The sequence below is a fragment of the bacterium genome (genome assembly GCA_021372615.1).
In the GTDB taxonomy this organism is placed as follows: Bacteria; Armatimonadota; Zipacnadia; order Zipacnadales; family UBA11051; genus JAJFUB01.
In genome coordinates, this window is sequence record JAJFUB010000013.1 from 13,861 (window position 1) to 29,177 (window position 15,317).

Sequence of the window (15,317 nt, forward strand, 5' to 3'; positions counted from 1 at the left end):
TTGGGGCCGTCCATGGCGAAATACCCCCTATCCTCCGGAGGTTACGCCAATGCGGTACGCAACGACTGTCTGTCTACTGCTCTGGGCCGCCACCTGCCAGGCGCAGACCCGTCCGCTCGTTACCATCAGCTTCGACCAGGACCTCAACGGCGCCACTGCGGCTGGAGTGCTCGCCGGGACCGCCGAGGGCAAGCCTGTGCTGGCCGCCGGCAAGATCGGTCAGGCACTGAAGTCCGGGCCCGCGACAGGGTATGTGGACTACCCGGCGGACCTGCTCAAGCGTGAGGCTGGAACGGTGGAGATGTGGGTCTGTCCCCTGGACTGGGTGCCCTCCGAGCACGCCTTCCACGTCTTCTTCGACACGCGCGGCGAGGGCGCGCTGTATCTGTACAAGTACCTCGACGGCAACAATCTGCTCATGCTGACCTGTGAGAATGCCAACGGTCCGTACTTCTCGACGGCACGCAGCCTCACCTGGACGCCCGGCGAGTGGCACCATATCGCCGGCACGTGGTCGGCCCATGGCGTACGCGTGTACGTCGACGGCCAACCGGCGACGACCTTGCCCGCCCAGGGCGCGCTGCCCCTCAAGCTCGGCCCCACCTTCCGCATTGGCGACCATCCCTGGCACATCGAGCGCCAGACCAACTCCCTGATTGACGAGGTGCGGATCTACGACCGGGCGCTGTCCCCGGCGCACATCGCGGCCCATGTGCAAGGCAACTACGACTTCGTCGCTCCGTTGGCAGCGGGGCAGACGCTGCTGAACTACGAACTTGACCCACTCAAGGGTGAGGTCACAGCAAACCTCTCCACCGGCGGCGCGGACGTGCCCGACGACCAGGTGCGGGCGAAGATGGCCGTCGTGCCCAAGGGCCAGCCGCTCGGCGACGTCGCCGAGCGGAAGCTCACAGGCGGGGAAGTGGCAGCCACGCTGCCCCTCGATGTCTCCAAGCCCGGCCAGTTCGAGGTGGTGGTCCAGGTTCTGCAGCAGGGGAAGCAGGCCTTCGAACTGCGGCGCGACCTGATCGTGCCGGACATGACAGCCTGGCGCGGCAACAAGCTGGGGCTCGAGGACAAGGTCATCCCGCCGTGGACGCCGGTGAAGGTGAACGGCAAGGTGGTGTCGGTATGGGGGAGAGAGTATGACTTCGACTACGGTAACGGCGTCAGGCAGATCACGTCGGGCGGCGTGCCCCTTCTGGCGGAGCCACTGTCGATCGAGACCTTCACGGGGAACGCGAACAGCGGTCTCTTTGGCGGGAGGACAGTGATCGTCAATGCGACCGGCACTGAGGCCACCGTAGATGGCAACCTGCCCCTGCCGCAGATGAAGATGCACACCGCTGTGAGCTATGACGGTCTCGCCCGTATCGAGCTGTCCGGGAAGCCGGTTGAACCCCTCCAGACGCTGACGATAGACATCCCCGTCCGCCCCGAGGTCGCCATGTACCGCCACCGCTACGGCTCTGGCTGGGACACCAGCAAGCAGACCGGCCTGCTGCCCGAGGGGCAGGGCGTCGTGGACCACGACAGGTTCATCCCATACTACTGGCTGGGCAACAACGACCGGGGGCTGTTCTGGTTCTGCGAGAGCGACGAGATGTGGCCGAACGGCCAGTCGCCCGACGCCGTGCAGATCATCCGCGAGGCGGGCAAGGTCACGCTGCGCCTGAACCTCCTCGCGAAGGGGCAGAAGCTGCCGGACAACTGGAAGTTCGTCTTCGGCCTCCAGGCCACGCCGGTCAAGCCGCTACCGAAGGACTGGCGCAAGTGGCGGCTGCAGCCGGGCCGCAACGGCAACGTCGCCATCATGTGGCCGAGCCCCGCCAAGGACTCCATCCGGTACTTCGGCTACCCCGAAGCCACCGACCCGGCCCCGCACGCCGAGCGGATCGCCAAGCTGCACGAGGGGGGCGTCAAGGCCGTGCCATACCTGTGTCTGAGCTTCCTGTCGGGGGCCTGCCCCGAGTGGCCGTTCTTCAGCAAGGTCTGGGGCATGGGTCCGGTGGATGCCTCCTCGTCGGATGTGGCGGCCTATGGTGTTGGCTTCGCCATGGTCTCTCCCGTGGCGAAGGACTACGCGGACTTCATCGTCTGGAAGAACAGGCAGTTCATAGACCGGTATGGCATTGACGGGCTCTACCACGACAACACCCACCCGTACAGCTCCACCAATCTGGACGCCGGCTGCGGGTATGTGCGCGATGGGAAGGTACACCCGACGTTCCCCATCCTCGGCTACCGGGATTTGTACCGGCGCATGTACGCGGTGCTCAAGCAGTCGCCCCGCGAGACCTTCAGCATGGCGCACATGTCCGGCAAGGTCACGATCCCGATCCTGGCCTACGAGGACAGCTATCTCGACGGCGAGCATTTCCGGAGCCGTGTGAAGGACAGCTACATGGACATGTTCGGCCTCGACACGTTCCGGGCCGAGTACATGGGCCGGCAGTGGGGGATCGTGCCCTACTTCCTGCCCGAGTTCGACGCGGAACACGCCAAGCAGGTCGAGCCGACGCGCGGCCTGATGGCCTTGCTGATGCTGCATGACACAGCGGTCTGGCCGATCTGGTGCAACGCGACGGTGGCCAATGAGGCCCTGGCCGCCCTGGATGAGTTCGGCTATGTGGGTGCTGACTTCGTCGGCTACTTTGATGACCCGAGCCCGGCGGCGACGGACATGAAGGACGTCTATGTCAGCGCCTACCGCAAGGGCGGACGAACATTGCTGATCGTGGGGAACGTGAGCCGCGAGGACCGCCAGGGACAGGTCACGCTGAACGCCAGGTGCGTGGGCGCACCGAGGCAAGCGCTGGACTGGCCGAGCAAGCAGTCGCTGCCCCTGGCGGCGGGCAAGCTCGATCTATCGGTGTCAAGGCTGGGATACCGCATGGTGTGCCTGGAGTAGGCACGTCCCCCCCAAGGCCCGTAGGAGGCCTCTGGCGGAGTACCGGCGAAGATATGTTGGGTTAGCGGGTGATGATGGCGACGGTGCATGCCTGAACGGCCAAGCCATGGGACCGGCTACACGGCAAAGGAGCGGTCTATGCAGTGCCCAAAGTGCGGCGTTGAGAATGATGAGAAGCTCAGGTTCTGCCGAGCATGCGGCGGCGCCCTGGCAGCAAACCTGCCGGCTGAGCCGGCGCCAATGGCCGCCACGGAGCCGCTGCCGGTCGTGACGCCCCCCGCGGCCCCACCGCCTGCCGCGCCGCCGCCTGCTCCCCCGACACCGGCGATACCGCCAGTGGCTGCCCCGCCGCCGGTCTACACACCCCCTCCGGCGCAGACAGCGCCGCGCAGCAACACGCCGCTCATCATCGGCCTGGTGATCGGGGCGGTACTCCTCGTGCTCATCGCCGCTGTGGGCATCGCCGGCTTCTATGCCTGGAAGACCATGGGCAGCCGCGTCAGCACAACCGTCACCACGGCAACGCAGAACCTGCCCGATGATAGGTCCGGTACGACGACCTCCTCCGGAGCGGAGGAGGGCGACAAGGAGGCGTCCGCCGAGGACGGGACGGGTGAGTCCGGCGCCCAGCCGGTCTCCTCGACCGATCCGGTCGCCGAGGCTACCGTGGTGCTCGAGAAGTACCTCGCCGCCGACTTGGGGAACGACGGGCAGGAGATGAAGAAGTACCTGGGAGGCCAGGCGGCAGCGCGCTTCAACCCCGACGTGGTTGGCCAGGAGGACCTGACGGTCCACAGCAAGCAGATCACGGCCCACAATGTCCGCGATGACAACACGATCGAGTTCACTGTGTCCGTCGAGTGGTCGCCGTCGGACAGCAGCGCAGTGAAGACCGAGACGCAGAGCTACGTGTTGAAGCGAACCGAGCGGGGGTGGCTCATCTTCAGCACGCCGGAGTTCCCTGAAGGGTAGCCTGCCAGGACTTGAGCGTCCCCGTCCACACGGCTTCTCGGGAGGCCCACATCATGCAGCCCACAGCACTCGTCGTAATCCTGCTGCTGTTCGTGCTGAGCGTGGTTCACGCCGGCACGCCTCTGTTCAGCTTCGAGAACGATGACGAGATCACCGTGTGGCGCGCTCGGTCCCCCCAGCAGGACACGCTGGCGCGCGTGCCGGAGTTCGCCAGCGCCGGGCGAACCGCCATGCGCTTCCACACTCCGCAGTGGAGAGAGGGCATGGAGCAGTGGCCCGCCTTCGAGGCCAAGCCCCCCGTGCAGGACTGGCGCGCCTTCGACCGCCTCATCATTGACGTGACGAATCCCGGGCCGCGCGAGTTCTTCAGTGTGTTCATCTCCGACAGCAAGGTTCCGTTTCGCGAGGGGCTGTCGTTCGGGTTAACACTGCCCGAACGTGGCTTCAAGCGCTATGTCGTGCCGCTCAGCTTCCCTGAGAAGGTCAACAAGGGCGATATCGCCATCCTGCACTTCTTCAGCCAGCGCCCAACCAGCGAGATGGCGCTGTACCTGGACAACCTGGTGCTGCTCAAGCCTGGCGAACAGGCACCGGCGCTACCGGCAACCTTCCTGTCGCAGATCGCTCAGCTGGCGATGGGCAACCTCGACGTGCTTGAGCAGCAGATCAGCCAGCATCACGAAGCCCTGCGGGCGCGCTGCCGGACGGAGCAGCAGCGCGCCGGACTGCAGCTCCGCATCGGCGGGTTGCAGCGTGACGTGAAGGCGGCGCGCGAGGCAGCCACCTCGCCAGACCTGACCACCGAACGCCTGGCAGAGCTGCAGGCGGAACTGCCCCGGCTGCCCCAGCGCCTGCAACGCGTGGAGGCCATGCTGCAGTTCGAGTTGGCCTTCGACGAGACCGGGCTACCCAGCGACAGGCTCCTCGTGGGCTTCGCCAGCTCCATGGAGAAGGTCCTGCCGCGTGACGTCTCGTGCCGGCCGGGTGTCAGTCGCCGCGTCCACCTGAGCCTCGCCCGCAACGAGAAGGAGAGCTTTCAGGTCCTGGTGACGCCGCGCACCGGCACCGTGAAGGGCGTGCAGGTCAGCGTGACTGACCTGCGCACCCCGGGCGGCGCGGTGCTGAGCGCTGAGCATGTCAACTGCGATGTGGTAGGCTACGTCGAGACGAAGACGCGGCCACCGTACCAGGTCTCGTACGTGGGATGGTGGCCCGACCCGATCCTCGACTTCCTGGGCCCCGTCGAGGTCAAGGAGGGCGACCTACAGTCCTTCTGGGTCCGCGTGCGGGCCCCCAGGGACCAGGCGCCGGGGCTGTATCGGGGCAAGCTGCAGGTAGCTGCCGAGGGGACGCAGCCACTCAGCTTCGACCTCAGCGTCCGCGTCTATCCCTTCGCCCTGCCGGACTGCACGCCGCTGCCGACCGCCATCACCTTCTTCGAGCACCCGGACCAGATGGGCGGCAAGGGCCGCTGGCCCCAGATGAAGATGGCCTATGCGGACTTCCTGGCGGACTACTACATTGACTATGACAGCCTCTACCGCAGCGGGCCACCGGACTTCGAGATTCTGCGGCACCTGCACGACCGGGGGCAGCTCTGCGCCTTCAACCTGGGCAACGTGTTCAATGGCGGCGCGCCGGAGGAGAACTTCGAGCAGGAGGTCGCCAAGGTCATCGAGCGACTACGGCCCGGATATGAGCAGGCCAAGCAACTGGGTCTGCTCGACCACGCCTACATCTACGGCTTCGACGAGCGCGGCGCAGATCAGTTCCCGCTGCTGGAGCGCTGTGCCCAGGAACTGCGCAAGGCTTTCCCCGAGGTCGTCCTCATGACGACGAGCTACGATGCCAGCTACGGGATGGCCTCGGTCGTCAACACCATGGATGCCTGGTGCCCGCTCACGCCCTCCTTCGTCCCGGCCAAGGCGGAGCAGGCGCGGGCGGCGGGCAAGTACGTCTGGTGGTACATCTGCTGCGGCCCGCACAACCCCTTCGCCAACTGGTTTGTGGAGTATGCCGCCATCGAGTCGCGCCTGCTCATGGGCGCGATGGCCGCCCGACAGCGGCCCGATGGCTTCCTGTACTACTCGCTGAGCATCTGGAACCAGAACAGGCCCATCCAGAGCGGGCCGTTCACCGACTGGAACCCCGTGAGCTGGACGACCTACCATGGCGACGGGTCCCTGTTCTGCTCAGGCGTCGACGGCAAGCCGGTTCCCACCATCCGCCTGGAGAACTACCGCGACGGCCAGGAGGACTATGCCTACGCCGTCATCCTCGAGCACATCATCAGGGCCTATGAAGCGAGACCGAGTCTGACCGGACAGGAGCGGGAGTGGCTGGCGGAGGCGAAGGCCGCGCTCCGAGTGCCCGAGAAGCTGATGAAGACCATGAGTGACTACTCGCATGACCCGGCCGTGCTGTACGCTTGGCGCGACCGGGTGGCCGAGGCCATCAGCGCCTCGGGCATGACGGACATGGACCCGTGGGGCAAGGACTTCGGGGTACGCGGGTTCCGCAGATGAGGTGTGGTGCGGCCAACCACGTTGGCAGTACCGCCTAGGCCACATGGCCGGTGAGGCTGGCCATGACAACAGTTGACCATGCAAGACCGCATCATGCATACAACCCATGAGCGCTCGGCGCCGGGGCCCCACCCCGGCGCCCGCGGTGTCACGCCGCGCGCTCTGCTCATCGCCTGTCTGCTGCTCCCCCTGAACGCCTACTGGGTCATCCAGATGGAGGTCGTGCGCTACCAGGGGCACCCCACCACGGTCTCTCTGTTCTACAACTCGGTCTTCATCCTGCTGGTGTTCCTGCTCGTCAACCACCTGCTCGCCAAAGTCTTCCCGCGTTGCGCCTTGCACCGCAACGAAATGCTGGTCATCTACCTGATGGTCACCATCGCCTCGGCGCTGGGGAGCCATGACCTGATCGAGGTAGTGGCCCCTCAGGTGGTGACGCCCTTCTACCTGGCCTCGCCTGAGAACAAGTGGGAACAGCTGTTCTTCCAGTACATCCCCAACTTCATCAGCATCCGCGACCCGCGGATCTTCGAGCCGGCGTTCGAGGGCTACAGCACCTTCTTCACCAAGGAGCGGATGCTGGCCTGGGCCGTACCCGGAGGAAGCTGGGCCATCTTCCTGGCGGTGCTTAGCACCATCATGCTGGCGATGAACGCCCTGCTGCGCCGGCGCTGGATGGACCTGGAGAGGCTGAACTACCCCATCACACACCTGCCACTGGACCTGAGCGAGCCCGGCCTGCCGCTACTGCGCAACAAGCTGATGTGGGTGGGCTTCGGCCTGGCCGCGCTGGTGGACATCATCAACGGCGTCCACGAGTTGGTGCCCGCGTGGCCGCTCATCAAAGTGCGCGTGGTCCACTACGACCAGTACATGGGGACGCTGCTCAAAGGCTACCCCTGGAGGGCTCTGGCGGGTACGCGCATCTCGTTCTACCCGTTTGCCGTCGGCCTGGGGATGCTGCTGCCGCTGGACCTGGCGTTCTCCTCATGGTTCTTCTACCTGTTCTGGAAGGCACAGCGGCTGGGGGCGCTGCTGGTCGGGATGGACAAGATCCCGGGCTTCCCGTACGTCGAAGAACAGTCCTCGGCCGCTTACCTGGGGCTGACAGCCTTCGCGCTGTGGATGGCCCGGCACTACCTGCGGAACATCTGGCAAGACCTGACATCGCGGGGACGGGGGCAGGCGAAGGTGGGCGAGAGGGGCGCCGCCGGGCCGGCGCCGCCCCCGCAGGGCGCCGCGCCCCTCGACGCTGGGGAGCCCATGGCCTATCCCGTGGCCCTGTGGATCATCGCTGCCGGGTTCGTGTTCCTGCTGCTGTTCGCCCACGCCCTGGGCATGTGGGCCTGGGTCGCGATCATCTTCTTCGCCATCTACTTCGGCATCTCACTGGCGGTCACCCGCGTGCGGGCCGAACTGGGGCCGCCCGCCCACGATCTGCATCGCGGCGGCCCGGACCTGATCCTCACCAACCTCTTCGGCACCGACCGCACGGTACTGGATGCCCAGCAGCTGACGTCCTTGAAGCTCTGCTTCTGGTTCAACCGCGCGTACCGGGCCCACCCCATGCCGATCCAGCTCGAAGCCTTCAAGATCGCGCAGATGTCGGGCATCAAGCAGTCCTCGATGGCCTGGGCGCTGACATTGGCGACGTTTGTCGGTGTGTTCTCGGCGTGGACGGCGCAGGTGCACCTGTTCTACAGCTATGGCATGGCGGCGCGGGCGGGGGGCACGAGCCGCTACTTCGGCCAGGAGCCCTTCACGGAGCTGGCCTCGTGGCTCAACGCCCCCTTCCACACGCGTTGGCCGCGCATCGGCGCCTATGTCGTGGGCTTCCTCTTCACGTGGCTGCTGATGACGTTGCGCGTCAACTTCATCTGGTGGCCGTTCCACCCCGTCGGCTACGCAATCTCCAGCAGTTGGTCCATGAACTGCCTGTGGCTGCCGATCCTGATCGCCTGGTGCATCAAGTGGGTGATCCTGCGCTACTTCGGCTTCAAGAGCTTCCAGAACGCCATCCCGTTCGCATTGGGCCTGGTGCTGGGTGAGTTCGTCGTCGGTAGCCTGTGGACGATCATCGGCATCGCGCTGCAGATCAACACGTATAGCTTCTGGGTGTAGGGCTCAGAGGCCGCGTGGGCGGGCGTGTCCTCACGCCCGCAGCCTGGCCGCATGCGCTACCTGTTCTGCGTCAGCATCAGCGGCCCGTACGTCGGCTCCCGCCGCTCCCACCAAGCCACCCCACGGAAGGTTGCCCACGTCCACGTCCGCGGCAGGACACTCAGGTCCACGTCCGCGTGCACCAGCCGCTTGTCCGCCGCGAGGGCCAGGACGTTGCCATCCGGCCCGAAGATCCCCGTGCCGTTGCCGTTGTTGCGCGAGATGACCATCCAGAGCTGGTTGTCCATGGCCCGTGTGCGCTGGATCGCCAGCCAGCGGTCCATCTCGAAGTCGCTGTCCATGCCCGTCCAGTAGCGCTGGGCGCGGTGATCGCCCATGATCGGCAGGCAGAGGATCTCAGCGCCCAGGCGGGCGGGGACGCGGGCCGACTCGAGCGCCGAGGAGTCCATGCAGATGTTCATGGTGATCTTCGCACCGTCCACTTCGTAGACCGGGAAGTCGTGGCCCGGGGTCACCCCCCACCACACCTCCAGCGGCGAGGCCAGGTGCACTTTGCGGTACTTCCCCACCAGCGCGCCGTCCTTGCCGACCAGCACCGCGCAGTTGTGCACCATCTCCCTGTTCCGCTCCCATGCTGAGAAGCACAGGGCCATCCTGGCTTCGCGGGCCAACTCCTGGAAGGGCTCGATGGCCTTGCCGGGGATGGGGATCGCCTGCCTGGCGATCTCCTCGGGGTTGCTGGGCAGGCCGGCGCTCAGCATCACTTCGGGGAGGCAGAGCAGGTCCACATGCTGCTCGGCGCCGGAACGTGCGAGAGCGAGGTAGGCCTCGGTGTTGGTCCGGAAGTTGCGCTTGCCGCCCCCGAGCGGCCCGCCGGCGGCGCCCAGCCGCCAGCGTCGCGGTGCCGGTGGCTTCGCCTCCTGCACGCTCACTTCCGACCAGCGCAGTTCGCCCTGGCCAGCCCAAGCGATCAGCAGCCGCAGCAGCATCCCCTTGGCCCCCGGCGGGCGCTGGCAGTGGGCCTGGAAGATGAGGTCATCGCCGGACGTCTGCAGCGGTAGCAGCGGCTCCCACTTGACGCCCAGGGGCTCGAAGCCCTCCCACACGACGGCCGCATGGACATGATCCAGCCCCCAACGCAAGCCCAACAGCTTCACGCGCACTCGCACCGTGACCCATTCCGTCGGCGGCAGGGGGTAGGCCAGTTCCCAGCCGCCATAGCATCCCTCGCTGCCATTGGAGGTCACGACGAAGCCATCGCCCGCGCGCGTGACACCGGGCATGAGTTGCGGGCGCGGCGACCAGGGGCGAGCGTCGGTGTAGACCAGGGGCTTGGGGGGCATGGGACGGTTCCTCCGCGGAGTTTGCTGGCAGTTCCAGTCCGGTCGCGGGCGGACCTCCCGCGCCCGTTGGGCCGGCAGGAGCCGTCGAGCCACGAGGCGAAGGTGTGCCGGCCAACCGAAGGGAGCATGGGTCATGTCGGAGCGTTGCGTCGTCGTCGGAGCCGGAGGCATCTCGAACGCCTGGTTCCCGCCGCTGAAGGCCGAAGAAGTCGAGATCGCCGCGGTCGTGGACCTGCAGCCCGAACGGGCGGCTGCGCAGATCGCCAGGTACGAGCTGGATTGCCCGGCCAGCGATAACCTGAAGGGGACGCTCAAGCGGGTCCGGCCTGACTTCGTGGTGGATCTGACCGTGCCCGAGGCGCACTGCGCGGTCACGTGCGCCGCCCTCCGTGCCGGCTGCCATGTTGTCAGTGAGAAGCCGATGGCGGCGAGCATGGCCCAGGCGCGGCGGATGGTGAGGACGGCCGAGGAGACGGGCAAGCTCTACATGGTGAGCCAGTCACGCCGGTGGGACGGGCGGCATGAGCGCGTGCGGCAGACCGTCGCTTCCGGTGAGATCGGGCAGGTCACGACCATCAACTGCGACTTCTACCTGGGCGCCCACTTCGGCGGCTTCCGCGACGAGATGCCCAGCCCGCTGATCCTCGACATGGCCATCCACCACTTCGACCTGTGCCGCTTCTTCACCAGGCTTGACCCCCTCGCCGTCTATGCCCGCGAGTTCAACCCCGTGGGCTCCTGGTACGCCGGGGACGTGGCGGCGAGCTGCATCTTCGAGATGACCAGCGGAGTCATCTTCACCTATCGGGGAAGTTGGTGCGCGGAGGGGTGCCATACGAGCTGGAACGGCAACTGGCGCATCATCGGCGACCAGGGGACGGTGCTGTACGAACAGGACCAGGAGCCGCATGGGCAGGCCGTCGCGGGCAACGAGGGCTTCAATCGTGCCCTGCGTGACCTCGCCCTCGCCCAGGCGGACGCCCCCGCGGCCGGCATGCACGGCGGCCTGTGCGAGATGCTGCGCTTCCTGCGGACCGGGAAGCAGCCCCAGACCGAGTGTCACGACAACATCAAGTCGCTGGCCATGGTCTTCGGGGCGATCGAGAGCAGCAAACGGGGAAGACGGGTGGGGATCGCGGGGTAGTCTCAGGGCTTGGCCGTGGGAGCGGTCACCGACCGCGACCGGCAAGCGATCGCGGTCGGTGACCGCTCCCACATCTCTAACCCTCGGCCTCCGCGAACGCCCGTTGGGAGCGCAGGCAGGACTCGCACTTGCGGCAGGGCGCTGGACCGGCCCCGTAGCAGCTCCAGACGAAGTCGAGCGGCGCGCCGCTCTCACGGCCCGCCCGGACGATCTCCGGCTTGGTCATCGCTACCGTCGGCGACACCACTTGCAGGCCCTTCTGCGTCGAGAAGCTGAAGGCGCGCTCGGCGGCGTGCATGAAGGCCGGGGTGTTGTCGGGGAATGTCGTCCCCTCCTCGGCGTTGAAGCCCACGATGACCGCCTGACAGTGCAGCGCTTCGGCGAACACCCCCGCGATGTTGAGCAGTAGGCCGTTCCGGTTCGGCACCCATACCGCCGCGGCCGACTGTACCGCTGCCTTCGTGTCCAGCTCCTCGGGCTTCAACTCCGGCAGCGGGCGCGAGGCATCGGTGAGCGCGTCCTGAGCCACGGTCTTGAGCCACGGCAGCGGCACGACCTGGTGCGGGGCGCCGAGGGCCGCGGCGATGCGCGCGGCGGCCTCGATCTCGCGTGCCGCGGCGCGTTGGCCGTAGTCGCAGGTCAGCGCCAACGCGACGGTCATCTCCTGGGCAGCCAGCCACGTAGCGACGGTCGAGTCGAGCCCACCGGAGAGCAGGGCGATGGCGTTCATGTCGGCCTCCTCATGCCTCGGGCGGCTTGCCGAGGGCCAGCAGTTCCTCGCGGCACAGCCCCAGTATCCCGCCGAAGGTCAGCACGAACTCGAACACATCGAAGACGTGCTGCAGGCGCTTCTCGTTGGTGCGCGCCCAGGCGATGACCTCGCGCGCGGCCTCAACCCAGTCCGGCGACCCCGTGTGCTTCGCCACGAGCGCCTCGCTCTGCAGGACGCACAACTCGCCGAAGTCCGCCAGCAGACGCCAGGAATGGGCCTGGCAGGCATCGGGCGCGCCCAGGTTGCGCGCGATGATCGGGGCCATCCTGTCCACTGCGGACGGAATGGCCTGCCAGTCCTTGAGCGCCTCCTCCGGCTTGGCCTCGCCACGCAGCACTCGTGGGGCGAAGAGCTTCGAGAGCTGCTTGAGGTACTTCAGCACCAGTTCCCCGTCCGCGCCGAAGCATGCTGCCATGTGATCGCGCGCAATCTCGCCGAAGGACAGCTTGCGGTTCCACAGCGTCCGCCCAAGCACCGTCATGCCCAGACCCGTGGGGAAGAACAGGCGCTGCACCTGGCAGCTCATGAAGCCATCCAGGCCGATGGCCCGCAAGCCCTGCACGTCGCGGTGCAGGACGTGCGCCAGCGCCGTCTGCCCCGGGTCCTTGTAGTGGTCCCACATGAAGTGGTAGTCGAAGTCGAAGCCCTCGCCGCGGAACTGGTCCTGCCAGCCCTTGAGGAAGGCCAGGTTGATCGCCGGGTCGGCGGGGAACTTGAGCTGGTTGCGCTTGTAGGGGGGCAGCTTCGCTGCGCTCACGCCCGCCTCGGTGAACGAAGTCGAGTACGAGCGCGTGATCGGCGCGAACATCAGGATGAAGCGGTCCTGGTTCTTGAGGCGCTCCTTCAGCGGCGGCCACAGCAGGTCCACATAGGCCAGGAAGACGATACGCACGGGCGAGCCGGCTGCCGTGAGCTTGTCATCCAGCTCGTTGAGCATCTTCACGTACAGGTCGGCGGGCCGATGGTCGCGACACAGTGGGCACTCACACTGGTTGTTGCTGCCGTCGGCCAGCCAGAAGTGGATGATGTCCACATCGGGGTTGGCCCCGGCATACTCCACGATGGCGTCGGTCACGATGCGCCGTGTCTCGGGGTTGCCGTAGCACAGATTGGTGTTCAGGGCGATGTTGCCCCACAGCTTGCGCTCGCCCCTGATCTCGGCGAGGTACTGCACGGCGTCCGCGGGGATAGGTCCCTTGTGCTCGAACCACCCCGGCCCCGGGATGCCGAAGGGCTCGCAGGTCCAGCCGTGTCCGACCAGGTGTAGGTCGAGGCCGCGCCGCTTGATCTCGCGCCGCAGCCTCGTCGTCAGTTCCGCCGCCTGCTCGGTGGTGAACTGCGCACGCGGCCACAATGGGTTGGCCTCATGCTCGTACCAGCGCTGGAAGAAGTTGTAGGCCTCGCGGAACTGGATGAAGTAGCCGTTGAACCCCAGCTTCGGGAGCCAGTCCACCATGTCCCGCACATGCTCCCAGCTCACCGCGCCCTCGATGCACACGCCGCGGTGGCGGTACGAGGCCGTCTCCTGCAGTCTGACCGGGGGCAGGGCGCGCAGCGTGGGCAGGGACTCGCCCGTCTTGCCGGGCCGCACCCAGCGGCAGCCCAGTTCGGTCAGGTAGCGGTAGGCGGCGAGGAGGATACTGCGAGGGTTCGAGCCGGCAATGAGACCGCGCTTGGCGGTGGCTTCTATGGTCACTTCGTCGGCTTCGGGTGCCGGCTGGAAGCCGGCGCTCCTACGGCTGCCCAGCCACAGGCCGGGGGCCTTGGGGTCATAGGCACGGGCGCTGCGCACGGACCACTCCTGCCCGGTCATCTGCGAGAGGCAGCGGCGCAGTTCACGGGCCGCCAGCTTCGCCGGTTGGCTCGTGTCAAAGCGGACGATCGTCGGTTGCATGGCCGTCATTCCTTTCAGAGACCCGGGAAGGGATTGCCGGCGCTGTCGGGCAATACAGAGCCAGTCACGCAGCCTGCCGTCGCGGAGGAAGCCCCTTGTTCACCACCGCTGACTGGATCGTTGTCATCGCCTTCTTCGCACTGATGGCCTCGCTGGGCTTCGTCACCCGGCGCTTCATCCATGGGCTGGACGACTACTTCGCCGGGGGGCATAACATCCCCTGGTGGCTCGCGGCCATCTCGCACCACGTGTCTGGGTACAGTGCCTTTGCTTTCGTGGGCTACGCCAGCCTGGCCTACAAGGTCGGCTTCAACATCTGGACCGTTTTCGCCCTGCCCGTCTTCCTCGCCATGGTGGCAGGGGCCTTCATATGGGCGCCGCGCTGGACGCGCCTGAAGGTCATTACGCCCTGCCAGTACCTGGAGGAACGCTTCAACAACCTGGTGCGGCAGGTGGTGGCCTGGAGCGGCATCGGCGTGAAGTTCGTGGATGAGGGGGCCAAACTGTACTCGCTGGCCAAGATCATCAACGCCTGCACGGGGCTGCCGGTCAAGGGTACGATCGTCGCCAGTTGCGCCGTCACGATCCTGTACCTGCTCATGGGAGGGCTGTGGGCCGAGCTGTACAGCGACTTCATCCAGTTCATCGTGCAGTACGGCATCACGCTGGCGTTGGTGCCGATGGTGCTGGCCGCAGTCGGCGGCTGGCGGGCCATGTGGCGCGATCCGCGCACCCCGGCCTTCAGTCTCCTGAGCAAGGATTTCCCACTGTCGCGCCTGTCGGTGTTCCTGGTGGTCATCACGCTGAGCTACAACGGCGGCACGTGGGGTCTGGCGCAGCGGTTCTACTCGATGGGCAAGGCCGCCGAGGCCAAGAAGGCCGCCCTGCTCTCGGCCTTCCTCTATCTGCTCTACCCCATCGCCCTGTACATCCCGGTGTGGGCGGCACCGATCCTCGTGGGGCAGGTGCAAGACCCTGAGATGGCCTACATCGTGGTCGCCCAGCAGCAGTTGCCGCAGGTCATGCCGGGGCTCCTGGGGCTGCTGGTGGCCGGGATGTTCGCGGCCACGATGTCTATGGTCAACTCCGACATCAGCGCTCTCGCGGCGGTCTTCACCAAGGACATCTACAGCCGCACCATGGACCGCGTGGCGGGCGAGAGCAAGCTGCTCAAGGTGGGCTATCTGGCCACAGGGGGCTTCGGCCTGCTGACGATCATCGGGGGCATGGCGACCGAGGGCCTCGGGGGGGCCTTCAAGGCGATGATGGACTGGTACGCGGCGGTGCTGGGGCCGGTGTCGGTGCCGCTGCTGTTCGGCATGCTCGTCAAGCGCACGACGTGGCGGGGGGCCCTGGCGTCATGGCTCGGCGGGTTCGCCACCTTCGTGCTGTTCAAGTACTGGCTCACGAACGTGGTCGCCCTGTCGTTGTTCGGCGCCCCGCCGGATGAGGCCCTGGCCTGGACGTTGACGACGGGAGCCGAACTGCTGGTGACCTTCGCGATCTTCCTGGGCGAAGGCTACCTCGTCCGGCAGACGCCCGAGGAGCAGGCACGCGTGGCGGGGCTGTTCAAGCGGTTGGAGGGGGGCCTGGAGGCGCAGGCGGGAGACGGTGAGGCGTCCGGCGCGTAGCCGG

The 15,317-nt window shown here is 66.7% G+C and carries 9 protein-coding genes; 6 read left to right on the plus strand and 3 right to left on the minus strand.

The genetic code is table 11. The features are described 5' to 3' along the window. The first annotated feature begins 49 nt into the window (after nucleotides 1-49). The 4 genes from LLH23_01140 to LLH23_01155 all read left to right on the plus strand — a co-directional run bounded on the left by LLH23_01140 (nucleotide 50) and on the right by LLH23_01155 (nucleotide 8,529). Complete coding sequence (locus tag LLH23_01140; protein MCE5237081.1) at nucleotides 50-2,911, plus strand: LamG domain-containing protein; 2,862 nt, start codon at nucleotides 50-52, stop codon at nucleotides 2,909-2,911. Nucleotides 2,912-3,049: 138 nt separating this feature from the next. Beyond that, on the plus strand, nucleotides 3,050-3,883 hold the full coding sequence (locus LLH23_01145) for a zinc ribbon domain-containing protein (protein ID MCE5237082.1): 834 nt from the start codon (nucleotides 3,050-3,052) through the stop codon (nucleotides 3,881-3,883). A 53-nt stretch (nucleotides 3,884-3,936) separates the two neighbouring features. Further along, nucleotides 3,937-6,408 (plus strand): DUF4091 domain-containing protein, encoded by a 2,472-nt coding sequence (locus LLH23_01150; protein ID MCE5237083.1) that lies wholly within the window; start codon nucleotides 3,937-3,939, stop codon nucleotides 6,406-6,408. A gap of 78 nt (nucleotides 6,409-6,486) precedes the next feature. Beyond that, nucleotides 6,487-8,529 (plus strand): hypothetical protein, encoded by a 2,043-nt coding sequence (locus LLH23_01155; GenBank protein MCE5237084.1) that lies wholly within the window; start codon nucleotides 6,487-6,489, stop codon nucleotides 8,527-8,529. 56 nt (nucleotides 8,530-8,585) lie between these two features. Here LLH23_01155 and LLH23_01160 read toward each other — a convergent pair whose 3' ends face one another. Beyond that, the gene (locus LLH23_01160) at nucleotides 8,586-9,872 is read right to left on the minus strand and encodes a carbon-nitrogen hydrolase family protein (protein ID MCE5237085.1); all 1,287 of its coding nucleotides are present in this window, start codon (nucleotides 9,870-9,872) and stop codon (nucleotides 8,586-8,588) included. Nucleotides 9,873-10,005: 133 nt separating this feature from the next. On the opposite strand from LLH23_01160, the gene LLH23_01165 reads away from it, so the two are divergent. Continuing rightward, the gene (locus LLH23_01165) at nucleotides 10,006-11,016 is read left to right on the plus strand and encodes a Gfo/Idh/MocA family oxidoreductase (GenBank protein MCE5237086.1); all 1,011 of its coding nucleotides are present in this window, start codon (nucleotides 10,006-10,008) and stop codon (nucleotides 11,014-11,016) included. Between the two features lie 76 nt (nucleotides 11,017-11,092). Here the strand turns inward: LLH23_01165 and queC are convergent, their stop codons facing one another. Together queC and LLH23_01175 are read right to left on the minus strand one after the other, a co-directional pair. Beyond that, nucleotides 11,093-11,746: a 7-cyano-7-deazaguanine synthase QueC gene (queC, locus tag LLH23_01170; protein MCE5237087.1), complete on the minus strand. Its 654-nt coding sequence runs from the start codon at nucleotides 11,744-11,746 to the stop codon at nucleotides 11,093-11,095. 10 nt (nucleotides 11,747-11,756) lie between these two features. Further along, nucleotides 11,757-13,682, minus strand: coding sequence for a DUF4838 domain-containing protein (locus LLH23_01175; GenBank protein ID MCE5237088.1), 1,926 nt, complete (start codon nucleotides 13,680-13,682; stop codon nucleotides 11,757-11,759). Between the two features lie 95 nt (nucleotides 13,683-13,777). Here LLH23_01175 and LLH23_01180 point away from each other — a divergent pair, with 95 nt between their 5' ends. Beyond that, a complete protein-coding gene (locus tag LLH23_01180; protein ID MCE5237089.1) occupies nucleotides 13,778-15,313 on the plus strand; it encodes a Na+:solute symporter in 1,536 nt (511 codons plus the stop codon). Nucleotides 15,314-15,317 lie beyond the last annotated feature (4 nt).

What these genes read in the sequence shown, in the direction of transcription:
- LLH23_01140 (MCE5237081.1), top strand. Translation starts at nt 50, where the DNA reads ATGCGGTACGCAACGACTGTCTGTCTACTGCTCTGGGCCGCCACCTGC.
- LLH23_01145 (MCE5237082.1), top strand. Translation starts at nt 3,050, where the DNA reads ATGCAGTGCCCAAAGTGCGGCGTTGAGAATGATGAGAAGCTCAGGTTC.
- LLH23_01150 (MCE5237083.1), top strand. Translation starts at nt 3,937, where the DNA reads ATGCAGCCCACAGCACTCGTCGTAATCCTGCTGCTGTTCGTGCTGAGC.
- LLH23_01155 (MCE5237084.1), top strand. Translation starts at nt 6,487, where the DNA reads ATGCAAGACCGCATCATGCATACAACCCATGAGCGCTCGGCGCCGGGG.
- LLH23_01160 (MCE5237085.1), bottom strand. Translation starts at nt 9,872, where the DNA reads ATGCCCCCCAAGCCCCTGGTCTACACCGACGCTCGCCCCTGGTCGCCG.
- LLH23_01165 (MCE5237086.1), top strand. Translation starts at nt 10,006, where the DNA reads ATGTCGGAGCGTTGCGTCGTCGTCGGAGCCGGAGGCATCTCGAACGCC.
- queC (MCE5237087.1), bottom strand. Translation starts at nt 11,746, where the DNA reads ATGAACGCCATCGCCCTGCTCTCCGGTGGGCTCGACTCGACCGTCGCT.
- LLH23_01175 (MCE5237088.1), bottom strand. Translation starts at nt 13,682, where the DNA reads ATGCAACCGACGATCGTCCGCTTTGACACGAGCCAACCGGCGAAGCTG.